General features: G+C 71.9%; 22 protein-coding genes and 1 riboswitch. Of the genes, 10 read left to right on the top strand and 12 right to left on the bottom strand.

The features are described from left to right. Nucleotides 1-95: 95 nt before the first annotated feature. Together AB4091_RS15980 and AB4091_RS15975 are read left to right on the top strand one after the other, a co-directional pair. Nucleotides 96-2351: an MASE1 domain-containing protein gene (locus AB4091_RS15980; protein ID WP_442292757.1), complete on the top strand. Its 2256-nt coding sequence runs from the start codon at nucleotides 96-98 to the stop codon at nucleotides 2349-2351. Continuing rightward, nucleotides 2348-2842, top strand: a complete 495-nt coding sequence (locus tag AB4091_RS15975) for an STAS domain-containing protein (protein ID WP_442292755.1) — start codon at nucleotides 2348-2350, stop codon at nucleotides 2840-2842. The genes AB4091_RS15980 and AB4091_RS15975 overlap by 4 nt, the downstream gene beginning before the upstream one ends. On the opposite strand, the gene AB4091_RS15970 is transcribed toward AB4091_RS15975, so the two are convergent. The 6 genes from AB4091_RS15970 to AB4091_RS15945 form a co-directional block, all read right to left on the bottom strand. Continuing rightward, nucleotides 2827-4263 (bottom strand): zf-HC2 domain-containing protein, encoded by a 1437-nt coding sequence (locus AB4091_RS15970; RefSeq protein ID WP_442292753.1) that lies wholly within the window; start codon nucleotides 4261-4263, stop codon nucleotides 2827-2829. The genes AB4091_RS15975 and AB4091_RS15970 overlap by 16 nt on opposite strands. A 219-nt stretch (nucleotides 4264-4482) precedes the next feature. Next, the gene (locus AB4091_RS15965; RefSeq protein ID WP_442292751.1) at nucleotides 4483-5166 is read right to left on the bottom strand and encodes a DsbA family oxidoreductase; all 684 of its coding nucleotides are present in this window, start codon (nucleotides 5164-5166) and stop codon (nucleotides 4483-4485) included. A gap of 85 nt (nucleotides 5167-5251) precedes the next feature. Beyond that, complete coding sequence (locus AB4091_RS15960; RefSeq protein ID WP_442292749.1) at nucleotides 5252-6034, bottom strand: C40 family peptidase; 783 nt, start codon at nucleotides 6032-6034, stop codon at nucleotides 5252-5254. A 2-nt stretch (nucleotides 6035-6036) separates the two neighbouring features. Next, nucleotides 6037-6208: riboswitch (cyclic di-AMP (ydaO/yuaA leader) on the bottom strand. A gap of 210 nt (nucleotides 6209-6418) precedes the next feature. Next, nucleotides 6419-7114, bottom strand: a complete 696-nt coding sequence (locus tag AB4091_RS15955) for an iron dependent repressor, metal binding and dimerization domain protein (RefSeq protein WP_442292747.1) — start codon at nucleotides 7112-7114, stop codon at nucleotides 6419-6421. A gap of 70 nt (nucleotides 7115-7184) precedes the next feature. Next, a complete protein-coding gene (locus AB4091_RS15950) occupies nucleotides 7185-8426 on the bottom strand; it encodes an MFS transporter (protein ID WP_442292745.1) in 1242 nt (413 codons plus the stop codon). Between the two features lie 78 nt (nucleotides 8427-8504). Further along, a complete protein-coding gene (locus AB4091_RS15945) occupies nucleotides 8505-8843 on the bottom strand; it encodes a hypothetical protein (protein ID WP_442292743.1) in 339 nt (112 codons plus the stop codon). A 3-nt stretch (nucleotides 8844-8846) separates the two neighbouring features. Here AB4091_RS15945 and AB4091_RS15940 point away from each other — a divergent pair, with 3 nt between their 5' ends. Further along, nucleotides 8847-9992 (top strand): hypothetical protein, encoded by a 1146-nt coding sequence (locus AB4091_RS15940; protein WP_442292741.1) that lies wholly within the window; start codon nucleotides 8847-8849, stop codon nucleotides 9990-9992. Beyond that, on the top strand, nucleotides 9989-10261 hold the full coding sequence (locus AB4091_RS15935; RefSeq protein WP_442292739.1) for a hypothetical protein: 273 nt from the start codon (nucleotides 9989-9991) through the stop codon (nucleotides 10259-10261). Before AB4091_RS15940 ends, AB4091_RS15935 begins: the two co-directional genes overlap by 4 nt. Before the next feature lie 233 nt (nucleotides 10262-10494). Here the strand turns inward: AB4091_RS15935 and pdxH are convergent, their stop codons facing one another. After that, a complete protein-coding gene (gene pdxH, locus AB4091_RS15930; protein ID WP_442292737.1) occupies nucleotides 10495-11232 on the bottom strand; it encodes a pyridoxamine 5'-phosphate oxidase in 738 nt (245 codons plus the stop codon). 108 nt (nucleotides 11233-11340) lie between these two features. Here pdxH and AB4091_RS15925 point away from each other — a divergent pair, with 108 nt between their 5' ends. Further along, nucleotides 11341-11745 carry a hypothetical protein gene (locus AB4091_RS15925; protein ID WP_442292735.1) on the top strand — a complete coding sequence of 135 codons (405 nt, stop codon included), beginning with the start codon at nucleotides 11341-11343 and terminating at the stop codon, nucleotides 11743-11745. 93 nt (nucleotides 11746-11838) lie between these two features. Here the strand turns inward: AB4091_RS15925 and AB4091_RS15920 are convergent, their stop codons facing one another. Further along, the gene (locus AB4091_RS15920) at nucleotides 11839-12465 is read right to left on the bottom strand and encodes a pentapeptide repeat-containing protein (RefSeq protein ID WP_442292733.1); all 627 of its coding nucleotides are present in this window, start codon (nucleotides 12463-12465) and stop codon (nucleotides 11839-11841) included. 94 nt (nucleotides 12466-12559) lie between these two features. Between AB4091_RS15920 and AB4091_RS15915 the strand changes: the two genes are divergently transcribed. The 4 genes from AB4091_RS15915 to AB4091_RS15900 all read left to right on the top strand — a co-directional run bounded on the left by AB4091_RS15915 (nucleotide 12560) and on the right by AB4091_RS15900 (nucleotide 18791). Continuing rightward, nucleotides 12560-13681, top strand: coding sequence for a citrate synthase 2 (locus AB4091_RS15915; protein ID WP_442292731.1), 1122 nt, complete (start codon nucleotides 12560-12562; stop codon nucleotides 13679-13681). 200 nt (nucleotides 13682-13881) lie between these two features. Then, nucleotides 13882-15885, top strand: a complete 2004-nt coding sequence (locus AB4091_RS15910; protein WP_442292729.1) for a PQQ-dependent sugar dehydrogenase — start codon at nucleotides 13882-13884, stop codon at nucleotides 15883-15885. Nucleotides 15886-16073: 188 nt separating this feature from the next. Then, entirely contained in the window at nucleotides 16074-17198 is a 1125-nt protein-coding gene (gene serC, locus AB4091_RS15905) for a phosphoserine transaminase (RefSeq protein ID WP_442292727.1), read from the top strand. 216 nt (nucleotides 17199-17414) lie between these two features. Beyond that, nucleotides 17415-18791 carry a lytic transglycosylase domain-containing protein gene (locus tag AB4091_RS15900; RefSeq protein WP_442292726.1) on the top strand — a complete coding sequence of 459 codons (1377 nt, stop codon included), beginning with the start codon at nucleotides 17415-17417 and terminating at the stop codon, nucleotides 18789-18791. A 216-nt stretch (nucleotides 18792-19007) separates the two neighbouring features. Here AB4091_RS15900 and AB4091_RS15895 read toward each other — a convergent pair whose 3' ends face one another. The 3 genes from AB4091_RS15895 to AB4091_RS15885 form a co-directional block, all read right to left on the bottom strand. Further along, nucleotides 19008-20306, bottom strand: coding sequence for an MFS transporter (locus AB4091_RS15895; protein WP_442292725.1), 1299 nt, complete (start codon nucleotides 20304-20306; stop codon nucleotides 19008-19010). Further along, complete coding sequence (locus AB4091_RS15890) at nucleotides 20303-20752, bottom strand: MarR family winged helix-turn-helix transcriptional regulator (RefSeq protein WP_442292724.1); 450 nt, start codon at nucleotides 20750-20752, stop codon at nucleotides 20303-20305. The genes AB4091_RS15895 and AB4091_RS15890 overlap by 4 nt, the downstream gene beginning before the upstream one ends. Nucleotides 20753-20934: 182 nt before the next feature. Then, nucleotides 20935-22434 carry an NCS2 family permease gene (locus AB4091_RS15885; protein ID WP_442292723.1) on the bottom strand — a complete coding sequence of 500 codons (1500 nt, stop codon included), beginning with the start codon at nucleotides 22432-22434 and terminating at the stop codon, nucleotides 20935-20937. A gap of 59 nt (nucleotides 22435-22493) precedes the next feature. On the opposite strand from AB4091_RS15885, the gene AB4091_RS15880 reads away from it, so the two are divergent. After that, nucleotides 22494-22745 (top strand): DUF2530 domain-containing protein, encoded by a 252-nt coding sequence (locus AB4091_RS15880; RefSeq protein WP_442292722.1) that lies wholly within the window; start codon nucleotides 22494-22496, stop codon nucleotides 22743-22745. A 22-nt stretch (nucleotides 22746-22767) separates the two neighbouring features. Here the strand turns inward: AB4091_RS15880 and AB4091_RS15875 are convergent, their stop codons facing one another. Then, nucleotides 22768-23691 carry a DUF3027 domain-containing protein gene (locus AB4091_RS15875; RefSeq protein ID WP_442292721.1) on the bottom strand — a complete coding sequence of 308 codons (924 nt, stop codon included), beginning with the start codon at nucleotides 23689-23691 and terminating at the stop codon, nucleotides 22768-22770. Nucleotides 23692-23695 lie beyond the last annotated feature (4 nt).

The following is a 23695-nucleotide window of genomic DNA, read 5'->3' as shown; positions in this document are numbered from 1 at the left end:
TGCGCGAAACTCTCGTCAGGGGAGCCGCATTTCCCTAGGCTCGCTGCCATGGGGACGGGCGGGCGCGTGGGCGGCGTCCGACAATGACGGTGCGCGTGGGGGCTGCTGAGTCCTCGGGCACCGTCGGCGCGCTCACGGAGAGGGCGGCGATCCGCCGGCTCGTGGTGCTCGCGACCATCGGCGTCGCCTACTACTACGGCGGGCGACTGGGGCTCCAGCTCTCCCTCGTCGGCAACGACGTGACCCCCTTGTGGCCCCCCACCGGCATCGCCGTGGCAGCCCTGCTCGTCTTCGGACGCTCGTACTGGCCGGCTGTCGCCGTGGCCGCGCTCGCAGTCAACCTCCCGATCAGTGCCACCGTCGTCACCGCGCTGGCCACTGCCGTCGGCAACACCCTTGCACCGGTCGTCGCCGTGACCCTGCTGCACCGGGTCGGCTTCCGCCGGGAGCTCGACCGCCAGCGTGACGCGATCGCGATCGTGTTCATCGGAGCCCTCGGGAGCATGCTCGTCAGCGCGACGATCGGATCGCTGGTCCTGCTCGCGTCCGGCTCGATCCAGGCCGCCCAGCTGCCGACCGCGTTCGCCGTGTGGTGGACGGGCGACGCGATGGGCGTGCTGGCCTTCACCCCGTTCCTGCTGTGCCTGCCCCTCTTCTGGGAACAGCGACGATGGCCCCTGCGGCAGTGGCTGGAGGGCGCGGTCATCCTCGTCGCCGTCGCGCTGACCCTCGCCTGGACGGTCTTCCAGATGCGCGTCCTCTTCGTCGCACTTCCCTTCCTCGGCTGGGCCGCCTGGCGCCTGCAGCTGCGCGGCGCCGCTCCGGCTGCCCTCATCGCGACCCTGGCCGCGACGTGGGCAGCCGCCAACGAGCGCGGCCCCTTCGCCGGAACCAGCCGCCTCGAGCAGATGGTCACGCTGCAGGCCTTCAACGCGTCGGTCGCCCTGACCACCTTCTTCCTCGCCGCGCTCGTCAGCGAGCGGAGCAAGGCCGCGGCCGACCTCGCCGTCGCTGCGACCGAGCTCGAACAGCGCGTCGAGACACGCACCGCGCAGCTGTCCGCCGCCAACGTGCGGCTCGTGCAGGAGATCCACGAGCGCTCCGAGGCCCAGGAGCTGCTCAGCCACGAGGAGGCGAGGGCCCAGCGGGAGCACCAGATCGCCGAGACGCTGCAGCGCAGCCTCCTGCCCGACCGGCTGCCGGACGTGCCCGGCGTGGCGCTCGCGGCCCGCTACGTCCCCGCGACCGCGGACGTGCAGGTGGGCGGCGACTGGTACGACGTCGTCCAGCTGCCCCAGGGCCTCATCGGGCTCGCGATCGGAGACGTGGCCGGCCACGGCCTGCAGGCGGCCGCGACGATGGTGCAGGTGCGGATGGCTCTGCGCGCGTACGCCCTCCAGGACCCCTCGCCACCGGCCGTGATGCACGGCGTCCACCAGCTCGTCGCGCAGCTCCCCGTCCCCGAGATGGTCACCCTCATCTACCTCGTCTTCGACCCCGCGACGCGTGAGCTTCGCTGGACCAACGCCGGCCACCCGCCTGCCCTCGTCGTCGCCGACGGACACGGCACCTACCTGACCGGGGCGCTCGGCCCGCCGGTCGGGGTCACGCTCGACGGCTCCTTCGTCGAGGGGACCCACGTGCTCGAGGCCGGTGCGACGCTGCTGCTCTACACCGACGGCCTCGTCGAGCGCCGCGGGGTGTCCCTGACCGTCGGCCTGGACCGGCTGAGCCGCGAGGCCACGGCGACGCCGACCCACTCCCGCGCCGACCGACCCAGCGACGGACTCGACGACCGACCCCTCGACGCCCTCACCGCCTCGTTGACGTCCACGCTCACCAGCTCACCCGACGAGGACCTCGAGCTCCTGTGCGACCGGCTCCTCGTCACTTTCCTCGACGAGGACCACATCCCCGACGACGTCGCCCTGCTGGCGATGCGTCCAGCCGTCTCGGTCGAGGGCGAGCTCTCCCTGCGCCTCCCCGCGGAGGCTCGCAACCTCGTCAAGCTGCGCGGCGCCCTCCGCCGGTGGCTGCACGAGTCCGGCGTGCCCGAGAGCGAGGCCAACGAGGTGCTCGTCGCGAGCGGCGAGGCGTGTGCCAACGTCGTCCAGCACGCGTACAGCGGTGCTGACGTCGCCGGCGTCCTGGAGCTCCTCGCCCGTCTCAGCGGCGACGACCTCGAGGTGCGCGTGCGCGACCACGGCCATTGGCGCGCGGCCGCCGACCGGGGCGGCGGGTGGGGGCTGCAGCTCATGCACGCCCTCATGGACGAGGTCGAGGTCGAGCACGCGGCAGCAGGCACCGAGGTGCGGCTCACCCGCCGCGTACGCCTGGGAGCCCGCCCATGAGCGAGCTCGCCCGGGTGCGCACGCACCGCGAGGGGTCCACCCAGATCGTCCGCATCACCGGCGAGGTCGACCTCTCCAACGCGCGTGACGTCATCGATGCCGTCGGCCACGCCGTCCCCGAGGACGTCACCCGCATCGTCCTCGACCTCACCGACACGACGTACGTCGACAGCGCTGCGATCGCCACCCTCTTCCGGCTCTCCGAGCGCCTGCGCGATCGCCGCCAGGACCTGCGTCTCGTCGTCCCGAGGACCTCACCCATCCGCGCGGTCGTCGAGCTCACGCGGCTCAGCCAGGTGATCCCCGTCGACGAGGTCGCCCCCACCGGTCCCCCGGTGTCCGTCGTGCCCCCGCTGCCGTATGCCGCCGTGCCCGAGGCGGCGCCCTCCGCCGGGAGCGGGCCGGACGAGCTGGACGGGAGCGATGGTTCGCTCGACGCACCGGACCCGGGTCCCGATGGCCCGGACGACTCACGTCAGCGCAAGGCGTAGGTGCCCGACCCCGGAAGCACCGAGTCCGCCCGACCCACGAACGTGACCGCCAGAGAACCCGCCCGCGCGCCGTCCGTCACCCTTGTCACCTCGACCGCGACCCGACCCGCGTGCATCCGCTCCTCGAGCAGGGCCGACGGCGTCGTGACGTGCTCGACGGCGCGATGGCCGACCTCATCGACCAGCGAGGTCACGAGCCATCCCGAGCTCACCGACAACCGTGCGACGAACGTCCCGCGGCCGGCGGGCACGAAGGTCAGCGTCGTCACGATCCCAGCGCCGCTCGGTGGCACGACCGGCTGCGTGGGTGGTGTCGCGGGCGTGGGCGCGACGGTTGCAGGGGGCGGAGCCGAGTGGCCGGCAGGAGCCGACGGTCGGGCGGGGGTCGGTGCGCTTCCGAGCGCCGACGACGTACGCCCTGTGGAGGGCGCCGCAGACGCTCTCGGCGTCCGAGCCGGACCGGTCACGGCTCGCACGTCCACTGTGGTCTCGCGTCGCAAGCGGCCGGTCGGGACAGGACCTGCCGCGCGGTCGCCTGAGATGGCCTCGGCGACCGCCACGCCGATGACCGGCCGTCGCCCGGATGCCGCTCTGCCCGACCCGTCCGCGCGTGACGTCGCAACGCGGGAGGCACTCGTCACGGGCTGACCTCGCGGCGCCGGTGCCTCGGCAGCGACCGGGCCACCGGGGCCGGGTTCGAGCACGAAGAGCGTCAGCGCCAGCGCCAGCGCCGCGGCAGCCGTCACGAGCAGGACCCCGCGTCCCGGGACCGACAGCACCCGTGCCGCCAGGGGCGCTGCCGGGTCGGTGGCGCCGGCGGCCCGGACCGCGGCGCGGTCGAGCAGGTCCAGCGGGTCCAGCAGGTCGGCGTCGGCCGTGACCGCGCCGTGAGCGGGCAGAGCCAACGCGTCGTGCGTCTTCAGGGTGTCGCCGGCGACCACGTCGACGACGTCTGCGTCCGCCGCGAACGCTCCCGGCAGCAGAGCCGGGGCCACCCGGTGGCGGATCGCGCCGTCGACGTCATCGAGGACGGCTGCGGCCGCTCGGCAGGGTGCGCACCAGGCGAGGTGGTCGTCGACCTCAGTCCGGTCACGTCCCGGGGGCGTGCCACGCAGGTGTGCACCGAGGGCCCGGCGGGCGGCGGCGCAGTCGGCCCCCTCTGCCCGCGCGACGAGCTCGGAGAGCAGTCCGAGCCGCAGCCGGTCTCGGGCTCGGTCGACCGGGTCGGCCGTGCTGTGCGACGCCGGTGCAGGGTCCGGGGCGATCCGGGGCGAATCCTCGTCGTGTATGACGAGCCGCCAGAGGAGCGCGCGCGAGGCGCTCGGCAGCGACCTCCAGGCAGCGAGAACCGCCTCACCCGTCTGGTCGTCGACGACGTGCCGAGGCTCGCCTCCGAGACCGTCGCGCGCCTGGTCCACCATCTCCCGTCCCGAGGTCCACCGGGCGTGCCCGGCTGCAGTGTGCCAATCGAACCCCCCGAGTGCGCAACCGCGCGAGGCGGAAGAACCATCGCGCCAGCACCGCACTGGCTGCATCCTGCACCCCGATCGGGTGCCGTGTCGCCAAGGCGGGCGCGACATGCCAGCAGGTGGACGAATCTCCCTGCGCTATGGGCGTTTTGCGGTTTTTGACGCAGTCGCTCAGATGGTCTGGGTGGCGACGCCGCGCAGCAGCGCGAGGTAGTCGTCGACGGGGCGCGCACCCGACACGGCGGCATACGCGTTGGCCACGACGAACGGCGTCGAGCTGACGCCCATCGAGCGGGCCTGCTGCTCATCAGCCCGCACCTGGTCGGCGTACTCGTCGGACGCGAGGACGGCCGAGACCCGCCGCTCGTCGAGACCACACTCGGCGGACAGCCGTTGGAGCACCTCGTGGTCGTCGATCGCCAGCCCCTCGCTGAAGTGCGCCGACTGGAAGCGCTCCACGGCAGCCGAGCGCAGGGCAGGCCCGCCCATCTCGCCGGCCAGCGCACACAGACGGTGAGCGTCGAAGCTGTTGGCCCGCACGGCGCGGTCCCAGTCGAAGTAGAGGTCGTCGGCCTCGGCCACCTCGCTCGCTCGGGCGTTCATGAGCCGCCCCGCCTCACCGTCGCCGCCGTGGCGCGCCGCCACGTGCTCGACGACGGGCACGCCCCCGCCGCGCGGGACGTCCGGTTCGAGCTCGAAGGAACGCAGGCGCACGGTGACGTCGTGCGGCCGCTCGAAGGCGGCGACGGCAGCCTCGACGCGTCGCTTGGCCACCCAGGACCAGGGGCAGACCACGTCGCTCCAGAAGTCGAGCTCGATGTGGGTCGTGGACTCGGCGGCAGGCTGGTCGGTCATCGACTCAGTCAACCACGGCCCCGAAAAGCGTTGTGCCCCCGCCGGAGTCGGCGAGGGCACAACGAACAGAGAGGTCGAGCGATGCTCAGAAGCGGCCGTAGCCCGAGGGCGCCGTCCAGATCGAGTGGTTGCCGATGACGGTACCGGGACGCTGGGCGTCGATCATGCGGCCGGGGCTGACGTAGATGCCCACGTGGTACGCCGGCGAGCCGAAGAAGACGAGGTCGCCCGGCTGGGGGTCGCTGACGCGCGTCGCCGCGGCCTGCTGGGCCGAGGCCGTGCGCGGGATCGAGATGCCCGCCTGGCGGTAGACGTAGGAGGTGAAGCCCGAGCAGTCGAAGCCCGACGGCGACGAGCCGCCGTAGACGTAGGGCACGCCGAAGAAGGACTGCGCGATGCCGACGATGCCGGAGGCGCTCGGGATCTTCGCGTTGTCGAGGGCGACACGGGCCGTCGAGCGCGAGGCACGGTCGGCGGCAGCTGCACGGTCGGCGGCGCGCGAGGCGGCAGCCTTGTCGGCCGCGGCCGCGGCCGCGGCCTCGGCGCGCTCGCGCTTGACCTTGATGTCCTCGATGACGAGCGGCGTGGACTTGAGGGCCGGCTTGCCGTAGCCGATGGCCGACAGGGCGTTCGACGCCTTGAGGGTGCCCACCTGGGGACCCACGACCGCGGGACCCGCGGCGGCGCTGTTCACACCGTCTGCGGCGTTCGCCGTGCCGGCGAACGAGGCGACCAGGCCGCCCGAGGCGGCGACGATGGCGGCACCCTTGACGGCCGGCTGGGCCGACTCCCTGGCGATCGTCTTGAGCTCCGAGATCGCGTTGAATCGACCGGGGGCGCGGTGGCGCCCGGGAACGTTCTGAGCCACGTTTGACCTCTCGACGCCTACGAAGTGAGCTGTCGGGTTCGGGCTGGAGGTACGTGCCCGGCCTTCGCTCGGACCATTGCGGTCCAACGGAAGGCTTCACCCCGAGGACGTCTCTCGACGTCCGGAGAAAGTGGTTCCCCCGCTCCTGCCATTGCGGTTCGTCACTGGCCACAGGTCGATGGCAGGACTAGGCGGTCCGACCCGGGGCACTCGCTCGACGGGGAGAGCAAGTGCGGCCACGCTACCCAACCGGCCGCAGGTTGTCACCTCCAGGTCCGCAGAACTTGGAGAACTTCCGGCCGCCAGGACAAATGTGGCAAGGCATGCCAAGACACCCCCACCAGAGGGGGCACACCTTGACGTACGCCTTGGGCGCGGAGGTCGTCAGGCGGTCTGGCAGTAGACGTGGACCGCGACCTCTTCGGGCAGCGAGACGCCGGCGCCGGACTCGACGCCGTCGCGGACGACCACGACCCAGGCGCCGTCGCGCGCCACGTCGACGTGGGCCCCGGGCACGACGCCCGCGCTCGTCAGGAGTCCGAGCGCCTCGGGGTCGACCTGGACCGGCTCGCCGATGCGCCGGATGGTCACGCGCGAGGCGCTGTCGCGCACGGCGGTGGTGAGCGGGATCAGCCCGGTGAGGAAGTCCTCGTCCTGGTGCATGCCCAGCTCGTCGAGACCGGGGATCGGGTTGCCGTAGGGCGACTCGAGACCGTCGCCGATGAGGCCGAGGATCTTGCGCTCCACCTTCTCGGACATCACGTGCTCCCAACGGCACGCCTCGTCGTGGGCGTACTCCCACTCGAGGCCGATGACGTCGACGAGGAGGCGCTCGGCGAGGCGGTGCTTGCGCATGACGCGGGTCGCGAGCAGGCGTCCGTGGTCGGACAGCTCGAGGTGACGGTCGCCGGAGACCGCGACGAGGCCGTCGCGCTCCATCCGGGCCACGGTCTGCGAGACCGTCGGGCCCGAGTGGCCGAGACGCTCGGCGATGCGGGCCCGCAGGGGCACGATGCCCTCTTCCTCGAGCTCGTAGATCGTCCGCAGGTACATCTCGGTGGTGTCGATCAGGTCCGTCACGGTCATACCTTCTCAGAATCCTCGGACGGTCAGTGACCGCCCGTCGCGCTGCCGGTGGAGGTGCCCGTCCTCAGCCCCTGTTCGATGCCCTGGTCGGTGCCCGAGTCGGGTCGTGCCGAGGCACCCAGACGCGCAGCCATCCCGCCCCGACCACGGCGCCGGCGCCGAGCACGACGGCTGAGGCACCGAGGGACATGACTGCGCTCAGAGCTGACAACGCCAGGGGGCCCGCGGCCCTTCCCAGGTCGGCGCAGAGCCGCCAGCCACCGAGGAACTGGGCGCGGCCGTCGACGGGTGACGCGTCAGCGCCCAGCGTCATGATCAAACCGGCCCCGAGCCCGTTGCCCACGCCCAGCACCGTCGCGGCGGCCGTCACGGCGACGAGGCTCGTCGCGAGCGGGAGCAGCGCCATCCCGAGGCCCAGCACGAGCATGCTCGGCACGGCCGCCGCGACCCGTCCGTAGCGGTCCATCAGCCAGCCCGACGGGTAGAAGAGGGCCATGTCGATGGCGCCGGCGACGCCGAAGACGAGCGAGGTCTGCGCCGGCGTGAACCCGACCGACTCGGCCCACAGCGGCACGAGCGCCTCGCGGATGGCCCGCGCGCCCGCCACGCACATCGCCCCGGTGCCCAGCGTCAGCAGCACGTGCCGGTGCTGCACCAGCACCGAGGCGACGCTCCTCGGGACGGCCGCCGTCGCGACGCGGTGCGCCGAGCCGGTGATGTCCGGTGCGACCAGCACGAGCACGAAGGCGGCGAGGCTCGCGACGCCACCGACGGCGTACGCGGACTCGATGCCCCAGCGCGTGATGACGAGGGAGCCGATGAACGGTCCGACGAAGTAGCCGATGCGGTGGACGCCCCCGAGGGTCGAGAGCGCCCGGGCGCGCATGGCGACCGGGACGGCCTCGGTGAGGTAGGCCTGCCGGGCCAGCCCGAAGAGCGAGCCGGCCAGCCCGATGACGAGGACGCCGACGAAGAGCATGACGAGGCCGCCCGCGAGCGCCGAGACGACCATCCCGACGGCCTCGACCACGGCCGCGACCAGCAGCGCCCGGCGCTCCCCGATGCGGGCGGCGAGAGCCCCGGACGGAAGGTCGCCGAGCAGCTGGCCGACGCCCATCATGGCGACGAGCAGGGCCGCCACCCCGACCGAGGCGCCGAGCTCGCGTGCCGACACGGCCACGATGGGCGAGACGGCCCCGGCACCGGTCGACCCCAGGAGCGTGGGGCCGTACGCCGACAGCGCGATCGCACGCAGGCTGCCGCCGCGCTCGCCCCCGTTGTCCCCCTGGCCGCGAATCTCGGTCACGCCACAGGACCCTAACGATCGGGTTACTCGGCTGGCCCGCTCGTCCGGGCGACGGAACGATTGGCGGATGGCCGGGAGTCAGGGGACGAGCAGTCCCGCAACGGTGGACAAGGCGTTGGCGGCGACGACCGCGAGCGCCAGTGTCGACCTCCCCTCCCGTCCCCTCACCCGCCACCACCATGCGAGCAGCGCGGTCTCCACCACGACCACGACGACCTCGGCAGCCAGGAGCTGCGTCGGCGACGAGAACCGCGTCGAGACGGCATACAGCACCGGCTGCGTGAGCACGTTGACTCCCACGGCCGACGCCACCCCGCGCCCCCACGACGCCCACCCGGCGAGGCGCGCGAACCCCACCAGCACCGGCATCTCGACGGCGATGGTCACGGCGAGCGCCTCCCACGCGCGGACGGTCACGGCATGACCGGCGTGCCTACCGGGACGCAGCGCTGGCGCACCGTGACGCTCCTCGTGCTCGGGGCCGTCGGCGCATCGCTCGCCCTGGCGCTGGGGGCGCCCATCGCGACGGCCGTGATCGGCCTGATCCTCTTCGGCATCCTGCACAACCTGCTCGAGATCCGCTACGTCGCCGGCCGTTTCTCGGGGGTGCTCGGCCGGCCCTTCCTCGACCTGCTCGTCGCTCTCGTGACGGCGATCGTCGTCTGCCGACTGCTGTCCGGCGTCGTCGGCCGCCCGGCCCAGCTGGCCGAGATCCTCCTCGGCTACGGCGTCATCGCGCTCGCCGCCCGCTTCGGCCTCGAGGGCCGGCGCCGCCAGGTGGTCTGGGGCGTCGTGACCGCGGCCGCCGCGGTCTCCCTGGCCTTCCCGGCCTACCACTTCGTCGTGCTCACCCACCTGCACAACGTCGTCCCGCTCTTCTTCCTCTGGGAGTGGTCGCGCCGCATCACCTCCCGCCGCGGCCGGCAGGCCTTCCGTGCCGTGCAGCTGCTCTGGGTCGTCGCCATCCCGGCGGTGATCCTGCTCGGGCTCCTCGACGGCTCGCTCACGACCGACCCCGGCATCGTGCGCAGCGTCGTCGGTGACGGTCAGACGGTCCTGTCCACCAGTGCGCCGCCGGGAGCCGCGGCGACCCTGCTCGGGAGCCGGTTCCTCGCCGTCTTCGCGTTCATGCAGACGATGCACTACGTCGTGTGGGTCGCCCTCATGCCACGCGTCGCGCCCGACGCCTCGGCTGCGTTCGAGGCCCGCGTGCCGTGGGTGACCGGTCCGCGGCTCTGGGCCGTCGGTTTCCTCGTCGCCGCGGTGTTCGCCGTGCTCTTCGGCGTCGACTTCGTCCAGGGCAAGGCGCTGTATGCCGCCCTCGCCAGCTACCACGCGTACCTCGAGATGCCGGTGCTGCTGGCCATGCTCGTGGGGGCGCCCAGCCTGCTGTCGCCGCCCGTCGCGGCAGCGGACGAGCGCGTGCCGAGCGAGCTGATGGCGGCGACCGTTCCGAACGTGCCGACGGTCTCCCGGATGCCGGCCGGCGGCGGCGGCGGAACGATCGGGCCCTCGCCCGACGCCGCGGCGGTGGCAGTGGCGCCCGAGCCCGAGGTCGGCACGTGACCCTGCTCGCGCCGTTCGACGCCGCCGCACCGCCCGAGGACACGTGGGGGCCGATGCTGGTCGTCGCCCTCGTCGTCGTCGCGGCCCTGGCCATGATCTTCGGATTCGGCCGGATCACCCGACGCCGGGCCGCCGACGACGAGACGACGGCGGCGGGTGAGGGTACCGGCGGCGCCGGCGCCGGCACGGGCACCGGGGCCGGCTCTGGCACGGGCTCTGCCGGCCCGGCGACGTCCACCGATGACGAGCTGCCCACCGACCCTGTGTAAAAGGTCTTGCCGCCCCATTCATCCCGACGTAGGTTCGAGGAGTCGAACCGAAGGGAGGTGATCCGAGAAGTGATTTCTTCCGGAACGTGTGAGGTGGCCACGCGATAGCCGCGTCCCCATCCACACCATGGATGAGGCAGGGCAGTCCGACACGTCGGGCTGCCCTGTGCCATGTCCGGTCCCGTCCCGTCCCGTCCCGCCCCGTCAGGGTCCAGGTCAGGGTCCAGGTCTGCTCAGGGCTGCAGGCGCGACCTCGTCCAGGCTCCTGGGTCTGCGAGGTCCCCCGGCCCGCTGCGGCGGAAGACGATGCGGTCGTGCAGCCGGTTGCTCCGGCCCGCCCAGAACTCCACCTCGTCGCACACGATGCGCCAGCCGCCCCAGAAGTCGGGCACCGGCACGTCGTCGTCGCGACCGGTGTCGGGAAAGCGCTCCAACACCTGCTGCCACCGGCGCTCCAGCTCGGCCCGGTCGGCCGCGGGCCGTGACTGGTCGGAGGCCCAGGCCGACAACCGCGAACCGTAGGGACGCGACGCGAAGTAGCCCTCGACCTCGTCACGGTCGAGAGGCACGGCGCTGCCCCTGAACCGGATCGCACGGTAGATCGAGGGCCAGGTCAGGCTGGCCGCCACCCTCGGGTTGCCTTGCAGCTGCTTGCTCTTCGCCGAGCCGAGGTTGGTCACGAAGCCCGGCCCGCGCTCGTCGAAGAACCGCATCAGGACGGTGCGCACGTCGGGCGAGCCGGACTCGTCGACCGTGGCCACGGACAGCGCCGACGGCTCCGGGACGTCGGCTCGCTCACCGGCGGCCGCCTGGGCCGCGTCCACCCAGGCGCGTGCCTGGAGGTAGGGCGACTCGGCGACGTCGGCCTCGACGAGACCGTCTCCGGAGTAGTCGAGGCGGCGTACCTCGTGAGCCGTCCGCGTGGGCTTGCGCGCCGTCTCGTCGGCCGACGTCACCGGGTTGTTGTCCATGAGCCCAGACTAGGGTTGGCGACAGGAAGGCCCGCAGGAGCGTCAGGCCACGGCGCGTGCGGACCCAGCGAGAGCCCCGGCCGCCCGGGGCCGGTGAGGAGTCGGACGATGGCAGGCAAGGGAAAGCTCGTCACGCAGACCGTCAAGCTCGGGATCAAGTACGGCCCGCAGATCTGGGTGGCCAGCCAGGCGCTGCGCGAGCCCGCCAAGGAGGCGGCCAACAAGGCGATCTCGAGCGAGCGGGCCAGGCGCCAGGCGATGGACCACGCGAGGTCGCTCGCCGACGGCAGCATCCTCAAGGTCTACAAGGGCGACGCGGCGCACTGGGTCGTCTTCAGCGGCGACGAGCCCATCGCAGTGCACCCGACGACCGACATGCTGCTCACCACGCTCGTCGAGCGCGCCGACCTCACGAAGCGGATTCGTCCGCAGGACAAGGTCAAGGCGACGGAACGCGCCAAGGACGCCGCCGCGGCAGCCCTGCGCCGCGGCAAGCCCAACCAGATCAACTGACGCGTCCCCGCGTTCGGTGTCACCGGTCCCTGGTGAACAGCAGCTACATCGAACGGGGGGTGAACGCGGGAGCGAACGCGGGTGCGCGGGCCCTCAGTCGGTGACGACGATGCCGAGCTCGGCCGCGAAGGCGTCGGCGAGGTCGATGACCTGCGGGCGGCTCAGGGTCGCCCCCTTGAGACCGGCCAGCCCGACCGGCGACCGCAGCGTGGCGCCGGAGAGGTCGAGACGGGCATACGTGCCGCGTCCGAAGGACGGCTGCTGCAGCGTGCAGCCCTCGAACGTCAGCCCGTCGACGACCGCCTCCTGGAGGTCCAGCTCGACGACGACGCAGTCGACGAAGGCGACGTCCTTGAGCCTGGCGCCGCGCAGGTTGAGGAAGTCGACCTTGCCGCCCACCACGGTGACGTCGCGCCAGGTCGAGCCCCAGGCGGACACCGCGGCGAGACGGCAGCCGTCGATGGTGGTCTCGACCACGCTGGCCTCGACGAGGCTCAACCCGACGCCGTGGACGCGCTGCCACTCGCACTCCGACCAGCGGGAGCCCGAGAGATGGGCCTCGTCGAGGGTGGCCCCGACGAGCGTGCACTCGAGGAACGACGCGCCTTCGGCGTGGGCGCCGCTGAAGTCGGTGCCCTCGAACCGGACGGCGTCCTGGTGGAGGTCTCGCGTGGCGAACACGGCGTCACGAAACACGGTCTGGTCGGCGGCTGACGGCATACGGTGAAGTCTGGCAGCCACGGCCGACTCCCCCACGGTCGACGGCTGCTGGCCTCCACACCGCGGTGGTACCGCCTGCACAGCAAGGACGCACATGGCAGACAGCACGCCCGATCCCGACTTCAAGCCAGGACTCGAGGGCGTCATCGCCTTCGAGTCGACGATCGCCGAGCCGGACAAGGAGGGCGGGGCCCTGCGCTATCGCGGGGTGGACATCAACGACCTCGTCGGCCACGTCGACTTCGGCCACGTGTGGGGCCTGCTCGTCGACAACGAGTTCGACCCGGGCCTCCCTCCCGCCGAGCCCTACCCCCTGCCCCTCCACACGGGCGACGTGCGCGTCGACGTCCAGTCGGCGCTGGCGATGCTCGCGCCGGTGTGGGGCTTCAGGCCGACCCTCGACATCGATGCCGAGGAGGTGCGCGACAACCTCGCCAGGGCCGCCGTCATGGCGCTCTCCTTCGTCGGTCAGTCGGCCCGCGGCCTCGACAAGCCGATGGTGCCGCAGCGCGAGGTCGACAAGGCCTCCACCATCACCGAGCGCTTCATGATCCGCTGGCGCGGAGAGCCAGATCCCAAGCACGTCGAGGCCGTCGACTCCTACTGGGTGTCCGCGGCCGAGCACGGCATGAACGCCTCCACCTTCACTGCGCGCGTCATCACCTCGACCGGCGCCGACGTCGCTGCCGCGCTGTCGGGTGCTGTGGGTGCGATGTCCGGGCCGCTCCACGGCGGGGCCCCGTCCCGCGTGCTCCACATGCTCGACGGCGTCGAGCAGCAGGGCGACGCGACGGCCTACGTCAAGGGCGTCCTCGACAAGGGTGAGCGGCTGATGGGTTTCGGCCACCGCGTCTACCGCGCCGAGGACCCCCGCGCCCGCGTGCTCCGCTCTGCCTGCGAGCGCCTCGGAGCCCCGCGCTACGAGGCCGCGGCCGCGCTCGAGAAGGCCGCTCTCGACGAGCTGCACGCCCGCCGCCCTGACCGCGTGCTCGCCACGAACGTCGAGTTCTGGGCCGCGGTGATCCTCGACTTCGCCGAGGTGCCGGCGTCGATGTTCACCCCGATGTTCACGTGTGCGCGCACGGCCGGCTGGTCGGCGCACATCCTCGAGCAGAAGCTGACCGGGCGCCTGATCCGGCCGTCGTCGCGCTACATCGGCGAGGGTCCGCGCAAGCCCCAGGACGTCGCCGGGTGGACGGCAGACATCGGCCACTGACCTCCCCGGGTCGGTGAACGACCCGAGCACGTATGCCGTCGGGCCCGGTCGCGTGACCGGGCCCGGCGGCATACGTGCTCGATGGCATACGTGCTCGGCGGCATACGAGCTCGGTGACGCTCGATCTCGGCGCGCGCGCTCGCGCCGGCGCGCGTAGCCTCCCACGTGGGAGCAAGCGGGACACCGAGTCGGGAGCCACCATGGTGCAGCGTCTGCGCGTCCGAGGATCCATCGCCCTGGTGGGCGCACTGCTGGCCGGCGCCGCGCTGGCCGTGGAGCAGCCCGCCGCCGAAGCGGCACCCACGGTGCGGGTCACGACGATGGTGTCGGGCCTCAGCAACCCGTGGGACCTGACGTGGGTCGGAGGGCTCATGCTCTACGACCTGCGCGCTGGGCAGGTGTGGAGCAAGCGCGGAGCCAATGCCCCACGGAGAGTGAGCATCTCGGGCTTCCCGTCGATCTTCGCCCAGAGCGAGGGCGGGCTCCTCGGCATCGTCGCCGACCCGGCAGCCTCGACCAACAAGCGCTTCTACACCTGCCAGTCCGTGCGCACGTCCGCCGGCAACCCGCTCGACGTCCGCGTGCTGCGCTGGCGGCTGACGAGCGACACCACAGCGGTCTCCGACGGCGCCCCCGTGGTGACGGGCATCCCGCTCTCGAGCGGTCGGCACTCGGGCTGCCGGTTGCGCTTCGGCAGCGACCGCCGCCTCTACGTCGGCACCGGCGACGCCGCAGTCGGCACCAACCCGCAGAACCTCGGCTCGCTCGGCGGCAAGGTGCTGCGGGTCAACTGGAACGGCAGCATCCCGGCCGACAACCCCTTCTACGCACGCGGGGGCAACGCCCGGTACGTCTGGAACTACGGGCACCGCAACGTGCAGGGTCTCGCGCTGCGCCCCGGCACGACCGAGCTGTGGTCGGCCGAGCACGGCTCCGACCGTGACGACGAGATGAACCTGTCGGTGCGCGGCGGCAACTACGGCTGGGACCCCGTGCCCGGCTACAACGAGGCCACCCCGATGACCGACACGGCGAAGTTCCCGAACGCGCGCCGGGCCATGTGGAGCTCCGGCTTCCCGACCGTCGCCACGAGCGGGGCGACCTTCCTTCAGGGTGCAGCCTGGGGTGAGTGGCAGGGCGCCCTCGCCGTCGGTCTGCTCAAGGGCCAGGGCATCTACCTGATGCGCTTCGACCCCACCCCGGGCACGAGCCGCGTCGCCCGAGTGGTCCGGCTGCCCGGCGCACAGGGCTTCGGCCGCATCCGCACCGTTCAGCTCGGGCCGGACGGGGCGCTGTGGTTCACGACGTCCAACGGCACCAACGACAGGATCGTCCGCGTCACACCCACCGCAACCCCACCGACCGTGCGTGCGCGATCGCTGGTGTCGACCACAGGCGTCGCCGCGGTGCGCACGGGTAGCGAGATCTGGGCTTTCGTCCGTGGCTCGGGCGACGTCGTGCAGTACCGCCGCAGCCGCGACGACGGCGCGACCTGGTCGGCCTGGGCGTCTGCCGGCATCACGAGCACCGACCCGCCGTCGGCCGCCTCGTCGTCGCTCGGACGCATCGACCTGTTCACCCGCAACGCCTCCCACCAGGTCGTGCACACGTGGTTCACCGGGGGCGTACGCCGGGGCTCGGCGGTGCTCCCTGGTGGCGTCATCGCCCAGCACGGCAGCTCGGTGGGTGGCGGCACGCTCGACGTCTGGGGCGTCGCGCCGAACGGTACGGGCTGGCGCAACCACCACGACGGTGCGCGCTGGTCCGGGTGGAGGCAGGTCGGCGGCATCTTCACCTCGGGCCTCTATGCCTCGGCCAACCTGACGACCAAGGTCACCACGGTCTCCGGGCGCGGCCAGCTCCCCGTCACCTATGAACGCACCTTCACCACCACCGGCGCGAGCACGAGCGGCTGGGTCCCCCGCGGCGACGGGATGTCCGCCTGGTCGTCGCGCGCCATGGCCGACACGACCGGTGGGCAGGCGCGGATCGCGGTCACCACCGGGCCCGACCGGCAGGCGGTGGTCCAGCGCAACGCCCTGCAGATCGGGGTCACCGCCATGTACACCTCGGCCACCGACGTGGTCAGCCGGCCGAACGGCACCTTCGTGATGTTCGGCCGATGCAGCAATGGGACCCTCTGCTACTACGACGGCAGGCCCGGCGGCTACGTCAACCGGTCCCTGGGCGGCGTGGTCCGCTGAGGCCACCGCACGCGCTCGGCTCGTTCGTGACCGTCCGGGCCGTCGGTGAGCGGTACGCCACCCTCCGGCGCACCGGACGCGTACAGACGGACCAGGCGCGCACGACACGGTCGTCCACGCATCGAGCGGCGGTGTCCAAGGGGTGGGAAGGTGGGGTTGAATATGGTCCCGTGACCGAAGCACCAGCCGTGACCCAGCCCATCACCATCCCGGCCGAGCTGCTGCCGGCCGACGGACGGTTCGGCTCCGGGCCCAGCAAGGTCCGCCCCGAGCAGGTCGAGTACCTCAGCTCCCTCGGACGCACGATCCTCGGGACCTCGCACCGCCAGGCACCGGTCAAGAACCTCGTGGGCGAGGTCCGCCAGGGCCTGCGCGACCTCTTCTCGCTGCCCGACGGCTACGAGATCATCCTCGGCAACGGCGGCTCCACGGCGTTCTGGGACATCGCCGCCTTCGGTCTCGTGCGTGACCGCGCGCAGCACCTCGCCTTCGGCGAGTTCTCGAGCAAGTTCGGCAACGTCACCCAGGCCGCGCCGTTCCTCGGTGAGCCCACGATCGTCAAGGCCGACCCGGGCACGCTTGCCGCGCCCCACGCCGAGGCGGGCGTCGACGCGTACGCCTGGCCCCACAACGAGACCTCGACCGGGGTCATGGCGCCGGTCAAGCGCGTCGGGGGGGCCGACGCCGACGCGCTCGTGCTCATCGACGCCACCTCCGGCGCGGGCGGACTCCCGGTCGACATCACCGAGTCCGACGTCTACTACTTCGCCCCGCAGAAGTGCTTCGCCGCCGACGGCGGGCTGTGGCTCGCCGCGTTCTCACCAGCCGCACTCGCCCGCGTCGACGAGATCGCCGCCAGCGGCCGATGGGTGCCGGACTTCTTCAGCCTGCCGACCGCGATCGACAACTCGCTCAAGAACCAGACCTACAACACGCCCGCCCTCTCGACGCTCGCCCTGATGAAGAGCCAGCTCGACTGGATGAACGGCAACGGTGGGCTCGAGTTCACGACCGGCCGCACGAAGGACTCCTCGACCCGCCTCTACACGTGGGCCGAGCAGACCGACTACACCACCCCGTACGTCGCCGACCCGGCCGCCCGGTCGCAGGTGATCGGCACGATCGACCTCGACGACGCGATCGACGCCGCTGCGGTGGCCGCGACCCTGCGTGCGAACGGCATCGTCGACGTCGAGCCCTACCGCAAGCTCGGCCGCAACCAGCTGCGCGTCGCGATGTTCCCGGCCGTCGACCCCGAGGACGTCACCACGCTGACGAAGGCCATCGACCACGTGGTCACGCAGCTCGGTTGACCGGACGGCAATCGAAAGAGCGATTCGTCCCCGTTCCAGCGATGGACACCCTTCGCAGACACGGGACGAATCGCTCTTTCGACTGATCAGGAAGCGCAGGGATCGCTCTCTCGATCGGACCAAAGGGACGTCCTCACCGTCGCGTGACCTTTGCGGGTATGCCTCGTTGACCAGCACAGACCGCCAATGGGGGCGGCCGTCACCGAGGAGTCACCAATGGTCCGCATCGTCCGCGCCGGCACCACCGCGCGCAGGGTCGCTGCCGCCGTGCCGGTCATCGCCCTGGCCACGGCCGGCATCGCGTTCGCCGCCACCAGGGGCGCCGACCAGGGCGCCGTCGCGCCGACGTCGATCACCGTTCCCGACACGGCGATCGCCCAGGGCAGCCCGACCTACCCGCAGGCCGGACCCGCCCCGGCCCCCATGCAGCTGCCCCCGATCTACGACACCTTCACCAAGGACTACGCCCGCGTCGGCGTGCCGGCCGAGGCCCGCGCCGCGATCTCGGCCATCGGCTCGTTCGCCCCCGTCCGGCTGGACGCGAACGGCATACCGTCGGTGGCCGTCGCTGCCTACCAGCGCGCCGCCGGCGTGCTCGGCAGCATCAAGCCCGGGTGCGGCATCGACTGGGCGCTGCTCGGTGCGATCGGCAGGGTCGAGAGCAACCACGCGCGCTTCGGCGGCAACGTGCTCGACGCCAGCGGCATCGCCCGACCCGGCATCATCGGCATCCCGCTCGACGGCTCGCGCGGCACGACCCGCATCACCGACACCGACGGCGGCGCCCTCGACCGCGACACGACGTTCGACCGCGCCGTCGGCCCCATGCAGTTCATCCCCACCTCGTGGGCGGTCGCCGGCCGCGACGGTGACGGCGACGGCGTGGCGAACCCGCAGAGCCTGACCGACGCCGTCACCGGCGCCGGCGTGCTCCTGTGTTCCGGCGGCGCCGACCTGCGCGCGCCCGGAGCCGCCTACCAGGCGGTCATGCGCTACAACCACTCCGACTCGTACGTCCGCACCGTGCTGTCGATCGCCGACGCGTACCGCCACGGCATCACCGTCCTGCCCATGAACGCGCTCCCCGCCGCCCGTCCCGCCTCCGGCACCGGGTCTGCCACTCCCGAGGGCTCGGGCTTCGCGTATGCCGGTTCGCCGGCTCCCCGTTCGACGGCTTCGTCGAGCGCCCGCCCCACACCGGGCGCCTCGGCGAAGCCGTCACCGGCACCCGCCGGCAAGCCGAGCCCCTCGCAGCAGCCCGCTCCGAAGCCGGCACCGAAGCCCGCGCCGAAGCCGGCCCCGGTCCCGAGCCGGCCCGCGCCCGGCCTGCCGCTTCCCCTGCCGAAGCTGCCGGGTGTCCCGCTGCCCTCCGTGACGGTGCCCAAGCCGCCGGTGAAGCTGCCCACCCCGACGCTTCCCGCCGAGAGCGTGCGCCTGCTCGCCCTGCCGCACCTGCCCCTGCTGCCCGGTGACCCGAAGAACCTGGTCCGCGTGCTCGACCCGCTCCACTCCACCAAGGGCAGCACGGGCACGGTCGTCTGCCTGCTCGACAGCAAGGTCGTCACCTGCCCCTCCGGTGGCCTGCTCGGCTGACTCCCCCACCCCCGGCCGAGCTCGAGCCACGACGCAGGAGCGGCCGCCCGTCACGGGCGACCGCTCCTGTGTTGTTCACGACCTCGGCGCCCCGGGGCCTCGTGGCCTCTCGCCTGACGGTCAGCGCCAGTCAGCGCTTGACGAAGGCGGCGATGACCGCGATCGCGATGAAGAGCACGAGCGCCGCAAGGGTGGCGCGGTGACGGAACTTGAAGTTCACTTCGTCACCTCGGGCGTCGTGGGCACCGTCGCCGGGACCGACGAGGCGAGCTGGATGCGCAGCCGGGGGTGGCGCTGGGTCTGGATGGTCACCGCGACATTCTGCCGACGCGCGAACCACAGGGCCACCGCCACGAGGCTGAGACCGACGGCGATCGTGCCCATGGCGATGGTCCAACGCGGACCCCACGCGTCACCGATCCAGCCGATCATCGGGGCACCGAACGGCGTGCCGCCCATGAAGATCGCCATGTAGAGGGCCATGACGCGACCGCGCATCACCGGGTCGACGCTCACCTGCACCATCGCGTTGGCCGTGGTGAGGGCGGTGAGTGCGGACAGACCGGTCGGCACGAGGAAGATCGCGAACAGGACGTAGTTCGGGGCCATCGAGAGCAGCGCGGTCGAGATGGTGAAGCCGACGAGCGCGGCGAGCAGGATGCGCAGGCGCGGGCGTGCGCGGCGAGCCGAGAGCAGGGCCGCAGCCAGCGACCCGATGGCCATGATCGAGCCGAGCAGGCCGTACTCCCCCGGGCCCTTGTCGAAGACCTTCGTGGCCATCAGGGCCATGGTGACCTGGAAGTTCATGCCGAAGGTGCCCAGCACGAAGACCAGCGCCATGATCAGCACGAGGTCGGGGCGGCCCTTGACGTAGCGCAGGCCGGCGCGGATCTGACCCTTGCCACGCGCCCGGGGTGACGGGGTGAGCAGCTTGGCGTCGAGGCGCAGCAGCGCGACGAGCACGAACACGAAGGTGGCGGCGTTGGCGTAGAGCGCCGGCGCGATGCCGAACCCCGCGATGACCAGACCTGCCACGGCCGGGCCGATCAGCCGGCCGAGGTTGAACGAGGCGCTGTTGAGGGCGACGGCGTTCGGCAGGTGCTCGGTGTCGACCATCTCGGAGACGAACGTCTGGCGAGCCGGGTTGTCGACCGCGGTCGCGACACCCTGCAGGAACGCCAGGGCGTAGACGTGCCAGAGCTCGACCACGCCGGTGGCCGTCAGCACGGCGAGCAGCAGGGCGGTGACGAGCAGCGCGGTCTGGGTCATGAAGAGGATGCGGCGCTTCGGGAACCGGTCGACGATCATGCCGGCGAAGGGCGCGAGGATGAGGAACGGCAGGAACTGCAGGCCGGTGACCAGGCCGAGCGCGGTGGCCGAGTGGTCGGTGAGGACGGTGAGCACGAGCCAGTCCTGGGCGACTCGCCCCATCCACGTGCCGACGTTGGAGACGATCGCACCGGACGCGTACACCCGGTAGTTCGGGACGGACAGGGAGTGGAAGGTCGGGCTCACTTCGTCGCCACCTTCGCCAGCACGGCGGCGGCTTGCTGGAGCAGCTCGCGCTCCTCGTCGCTGAGGGTCTCGAAGCGCGCGAGCAGCCACTCGTCACGGTGGCGGCGGATGCGGCGCAGCACCTTGCGCCCCTCCGAGGTGAGCGACAGGATCACCTGCCGGCCGTCGGTGGGGTCGTCGGCGCGCGCGACGTAGCCCGCCTCGACGAGCGCGCTCGTCGTGCGCTTCATGCTCGGCGCCGACACCTGCTCGATCTCGGCGAGCTCGCTGTTGGTGCGGTGGGCGCCCTCGAGGCGCGCGAGCACCGAGAACTGGTGCGGCGGCAGCTCGCGGTCGGACTCGAACCGGACCCGGCGCGAGATGCGCATGCAGGCCAGTCGGATGTCGTTGGAGAGCGAGACGAGCTCGGCTCTGGAGAGGCGGGTGGTCGACGTCTTGGTACGCAAGGGGCGGATCCTCGGAAGTGCTGTCTTCGGTGGTTCTTAGCCTAACTCATTACCTCTGCTAACCATTCCTCGGTGTCCAGGGTGTGGGCAGGCCGGAGACGCACGAAGGCCCCCTCCCGAGCGGGAAGGGGCCTCACGGCATACGTGCGCGGTGGAGCAGCCGCTCTGTGCGGCAGGACGACTCAGGTGAAGAGCGCCTCGAGCGGGGTCTTCGCGAAGTAGAGCACGAACAGGCCCGAGACCACCCACAGCAGCGGGTGGATGCGGCGGGCGTGGCCCTTGGCGATCTTGACCAGCACCCACGCGATGAAGCCGGCGCCGATGCCGACGGTGATGTTGTAGGTGAACGGCATCAGCACGATCGTGAGGAACGCCGGGAGGGCCACCTCCATGTCGTGCCAGTCGATGTTGGTCACCTGCGTCATCATCAGGAAGCCGACGATGACGAGTGCCGGTGCCGCGGCCTCGGACGGGACGACCGCGAAGAGCGGCGCCAGGAAGGTCGCGAGCAGGAAGAGGATGCCGGTCACGATCGACGCGAGACCGGTGCGAGCGCCCTCCTCGACACCGGACGCCGACTCGATGTACGACGTGTTGCTGCTGACGCCACCGACGCCACCGGCGATCGCCGCGACCGAGTCGACCACGAGGATGCGGTCGGTGCTGGGCGGGTTGCCCTCGTCGTCGAGCAGCTCGGCCTCGGTGCCGATCGCGACGACCGTGCCCATCGTGTCGAAGAAGTCGGCGAGCAGCAGCGAGAAGACGAAGAGCGACGCGGTGATGATGCCGAGCTTCTCGAACGAGCCGAGCAGGCTGAACTGACCGAGGATGCCGAGGTCGGGGGTGTTGGTGACGGAGCTCGGCAGGGCCGGGACCGTCAGCACCCACGTGTCGGGGTTGGTGAGCGTGCCCTTGGCGTCGTAGACGCGCGGGCCGAGCTTGAAGATCGCCTCGATGACCATGGCCAGCACGGTCGCCGCGACGATGCCGATGAGGATCGCGCCCTTGACCTTGCGGATGAGCAGGACCGCGATGAGGAAGACGCCGACGACGAAGACGAGGGTCGGCCAGCCGCTGAGGCTGCCGCCGATGCCGAGCTCGCTCGGAACCGACCCGGGCGTGCTGGGCCGGCGCGCGAAGCCGGCGTCGATGACGCCGATGAAGGCGATGAACAGGCCGATACCGACGGAGATGGCGACCTTGAGCGGTGCCGGGATGGCCCTGAAGACGGCCTTGCGGAACCCGGTGAGCACGAGCACCAGGATGATGACGCCCTCGATGACGACGAGGCCCATCAGATCGGCATAGGTGATCTTGGCGGACGAGTGCGTGATCACCATGCCGGTGATGAGGCCGTTGATGCCGAGGCCCGCGGCGAGGGCGATCGGGAAGTTGGCGAAGAGCCCCATGGCGATCGACATGACGCCGGCGATCACCGCGGTGCCCACGGCGACGAGCAGCTTGCTCTCGACGAGGTTCGTGGTGCCGCCGATCATGTTCCCGGAGCCGTCGATGACCCCCGAGAGGATGATCGGGTTGAGCACGACGATGTAGACCATCGTGAAGAAGGTGACGACGCCACCTCGCACCTCGCGCGCCACGGTGGAGCCGCGCTCGGTGATCTTGAAGTAGCGGTCGAGCCCGGATGCCGTGTCCGGGCGTGTGGTGGTATCGGCTGACATGCCGCACACCTTAGTGGTGCCGTGTTTCGGCTGCGTTCCGAGACCGTAGGCTGGCGGGCGTGACCGACCCGTCCCCCGCCCCACCGGCCACGCCGGAGCAGATCGAGCCGCTGCACGTGCCGATGCTGCGCATCATCGAGGTCGGGCTGGCCGCGTGGGTCGTCGCCCTGGTCGTGACGCTCGTGGTGCCCTCACTGCACGAGGGCGACCGCGGCTGGTGGCCGTGGACGTGCGTCGCCGGCTTCGTGCTCGGCGGCATCGGGTGGGCGTACGTACGCCGTGGGCGCGGCAACGCTCGCGACGCCGCCTGAGCGCGGGGCAGAGCGCGTTCGGTCAGTCGGTGACGGGGTCGTCGGAGCCGTGCTGCCCCGGCTCGTCGACCTGCTGCGCGGCGTCGGAGGACTCGGCAGGCGCCTCGTCGGTCGGCCCGGCGGTCTTGTCGTCGACGGCGTCGTCGTGCGTGGTGGCCTCGTCGGAGACCTCGTCGCCGGATCTCGTCTCGGACGGCTCGAGGTCGACGGCGAACTCGTCGACGATCGGGTCACCGACCGAGGCCGGCTCGGGGTGATCGACGTCGGTCTCGGAGTGGGCACCGCAGCCGTGGTCGAGCGAGACGACCCGCCCGTCGGAGGGGCTCCACTCGTTGGCGCACACCCCGAACGTGCCGCGGAGCGCCCCGGCCATCGGCAGGAAGTAGCCGCACGTCGTGCACCGCTCGGTGGCCTTGGCCGCGACCTCGGACGTGGGACCGTTGTCACCGGCGTACCAGCGCGAGGCTGCCGTCTCGCGGCCCTCGGCGGACAGCACCCGCGGGCGGCCGAGGCCGAGCTCGAAGAACGCCATCTGGTCGACGTCCTCGTCGCCGGTCGCCTCGAAGCCGGCCTCGAGGTTCGGGTCGTCCGGCCGGAACGGGAGCACGTCGCCCGCGCCGAGGTCACCGGGAGCCAGCCGGTCGGCATACGGGAGCCACTCGGGCGCGAGCACGGCCTCGGGACCGGGCAGCAGGTTCGTCTCGCAGACGGTCGCAACCTTGGCGCGGGGCACGCGCGCGACGCTGACGCCCCACCGCCAGCCGCGGTAGCCGGGTGACGTGCACTCGAACCAGTGCATGCCGAGCCGGTCCTCGAGCACGTCCATGCCGAGGTGGGCACCGACGGTGCCGGGCTCGGAGACCTCGTCGAGGGCGGTCCGGGCGAGGTCGGCCGCCGCGAGCAGCACGGGGTCCTTCTTCGTCGAGGGGGTGGCGATGACGGTCATCAGG

Origin of the sequence: Terrabacter sp. 2RAF25 (assembly GCF_052115265.1) — a bacterium.
Lineage (GTDB): Bacteria > Actinomycetota > Actinomycetes > Actinomycetales > Dermatophilaceae > Terrabacter.
The sequence above is the reverse complement of the archived record's forward strand: the minus strand, read 5'-3'. Positions and strand labels throughout refer to the sequence as shown.

Bases quoted from the DNA above. Each gene is read 5' to 3' on its own strand.
- AB4091_RS15975 (WP_442292755.1), top strand. From the start codon at position 2,348: ATGAGCGAGCTCGCCCGGGTGCGCACGCACCGCGAGGGGTCCACCCAG.
- AB4091_RS15970 (WP_442292753.1), bottom strand. From the start codon at position 4,263: ATGGTGGACCAGGCGCGCGACGGTCTCGGAGGCGAGCCTCGGCACGTC.
- AB4091_RS15965 (WP_442292751.1), bottom strand. From the start codon at position 5,166: ATGACCGACCAGCCTGCCGCCGAGTCCACGACCCACATCGAGCTCGAC.
- AB4091_RS15940 (WP_442292741.1), top strand. From the start codon at position 8,847: ATGACCGGCGTGCCTACCGGGACGCAGCGCTGGCGCACCGTGACGCTC.
- pdxH (WP_442292737.1), bottom strand. From the start codon at position 11,232: ATGGACAACAACCCGGTGACGTCGGCCGACGAGACGGCGCGCAAGCCC.
- AB4091_RS15925 (WP_442292735.1), top strand. From the start codon at position 11,341: ATGGCAGGCAAGGGAAAGCTCGTCACGCAGACCGTCAAGCTCGGGATC.
- AB4091_RS15920 (WP_442292733.1), bottom strand. From the start codon at position 12,465: ATGCCGTCAGCCGCCGACCAGACCGTGTTTCGTGACGCCGTGTTCGCC.
- AB4091_RS15915 (WP_442292731.1), top strand. From the start codon at position 12,560: ATGGCAGACAGCACGCCCGATCCCGACTTCAAGCCAGGACTCGAGGGC.
- AB4091_RS15910 (WP_442292729.1), top strand. From the start codon at position 13,882: ATGGTGCAGCGTCTGCGCGTCCGAGGATCCATCGCCCTGGTGGGCGCA.
- AB4091_RS15900 (WP_442292726.1), top strand. From the start codon at position 17,415: ATGGTCCGCATCGTCCGCGCCGGCACCACCGCGCGCAGGGTCGCTGCC.
- AB4091_RS15885 (WP_442292723.1), bottom strand. From the start codon at position 22,434: ATGTCAGCCGATACCACCACACGCCCGGACACGGCATCCGGGCTCGAC.
- AB4091_RS15875 (WP_442292721.1), bottom strand. From the start codon at position 23,691: ATGACCGTCATCGCCACCCCCTCGACGAAGAAGGACCCCGTGCTGCTC.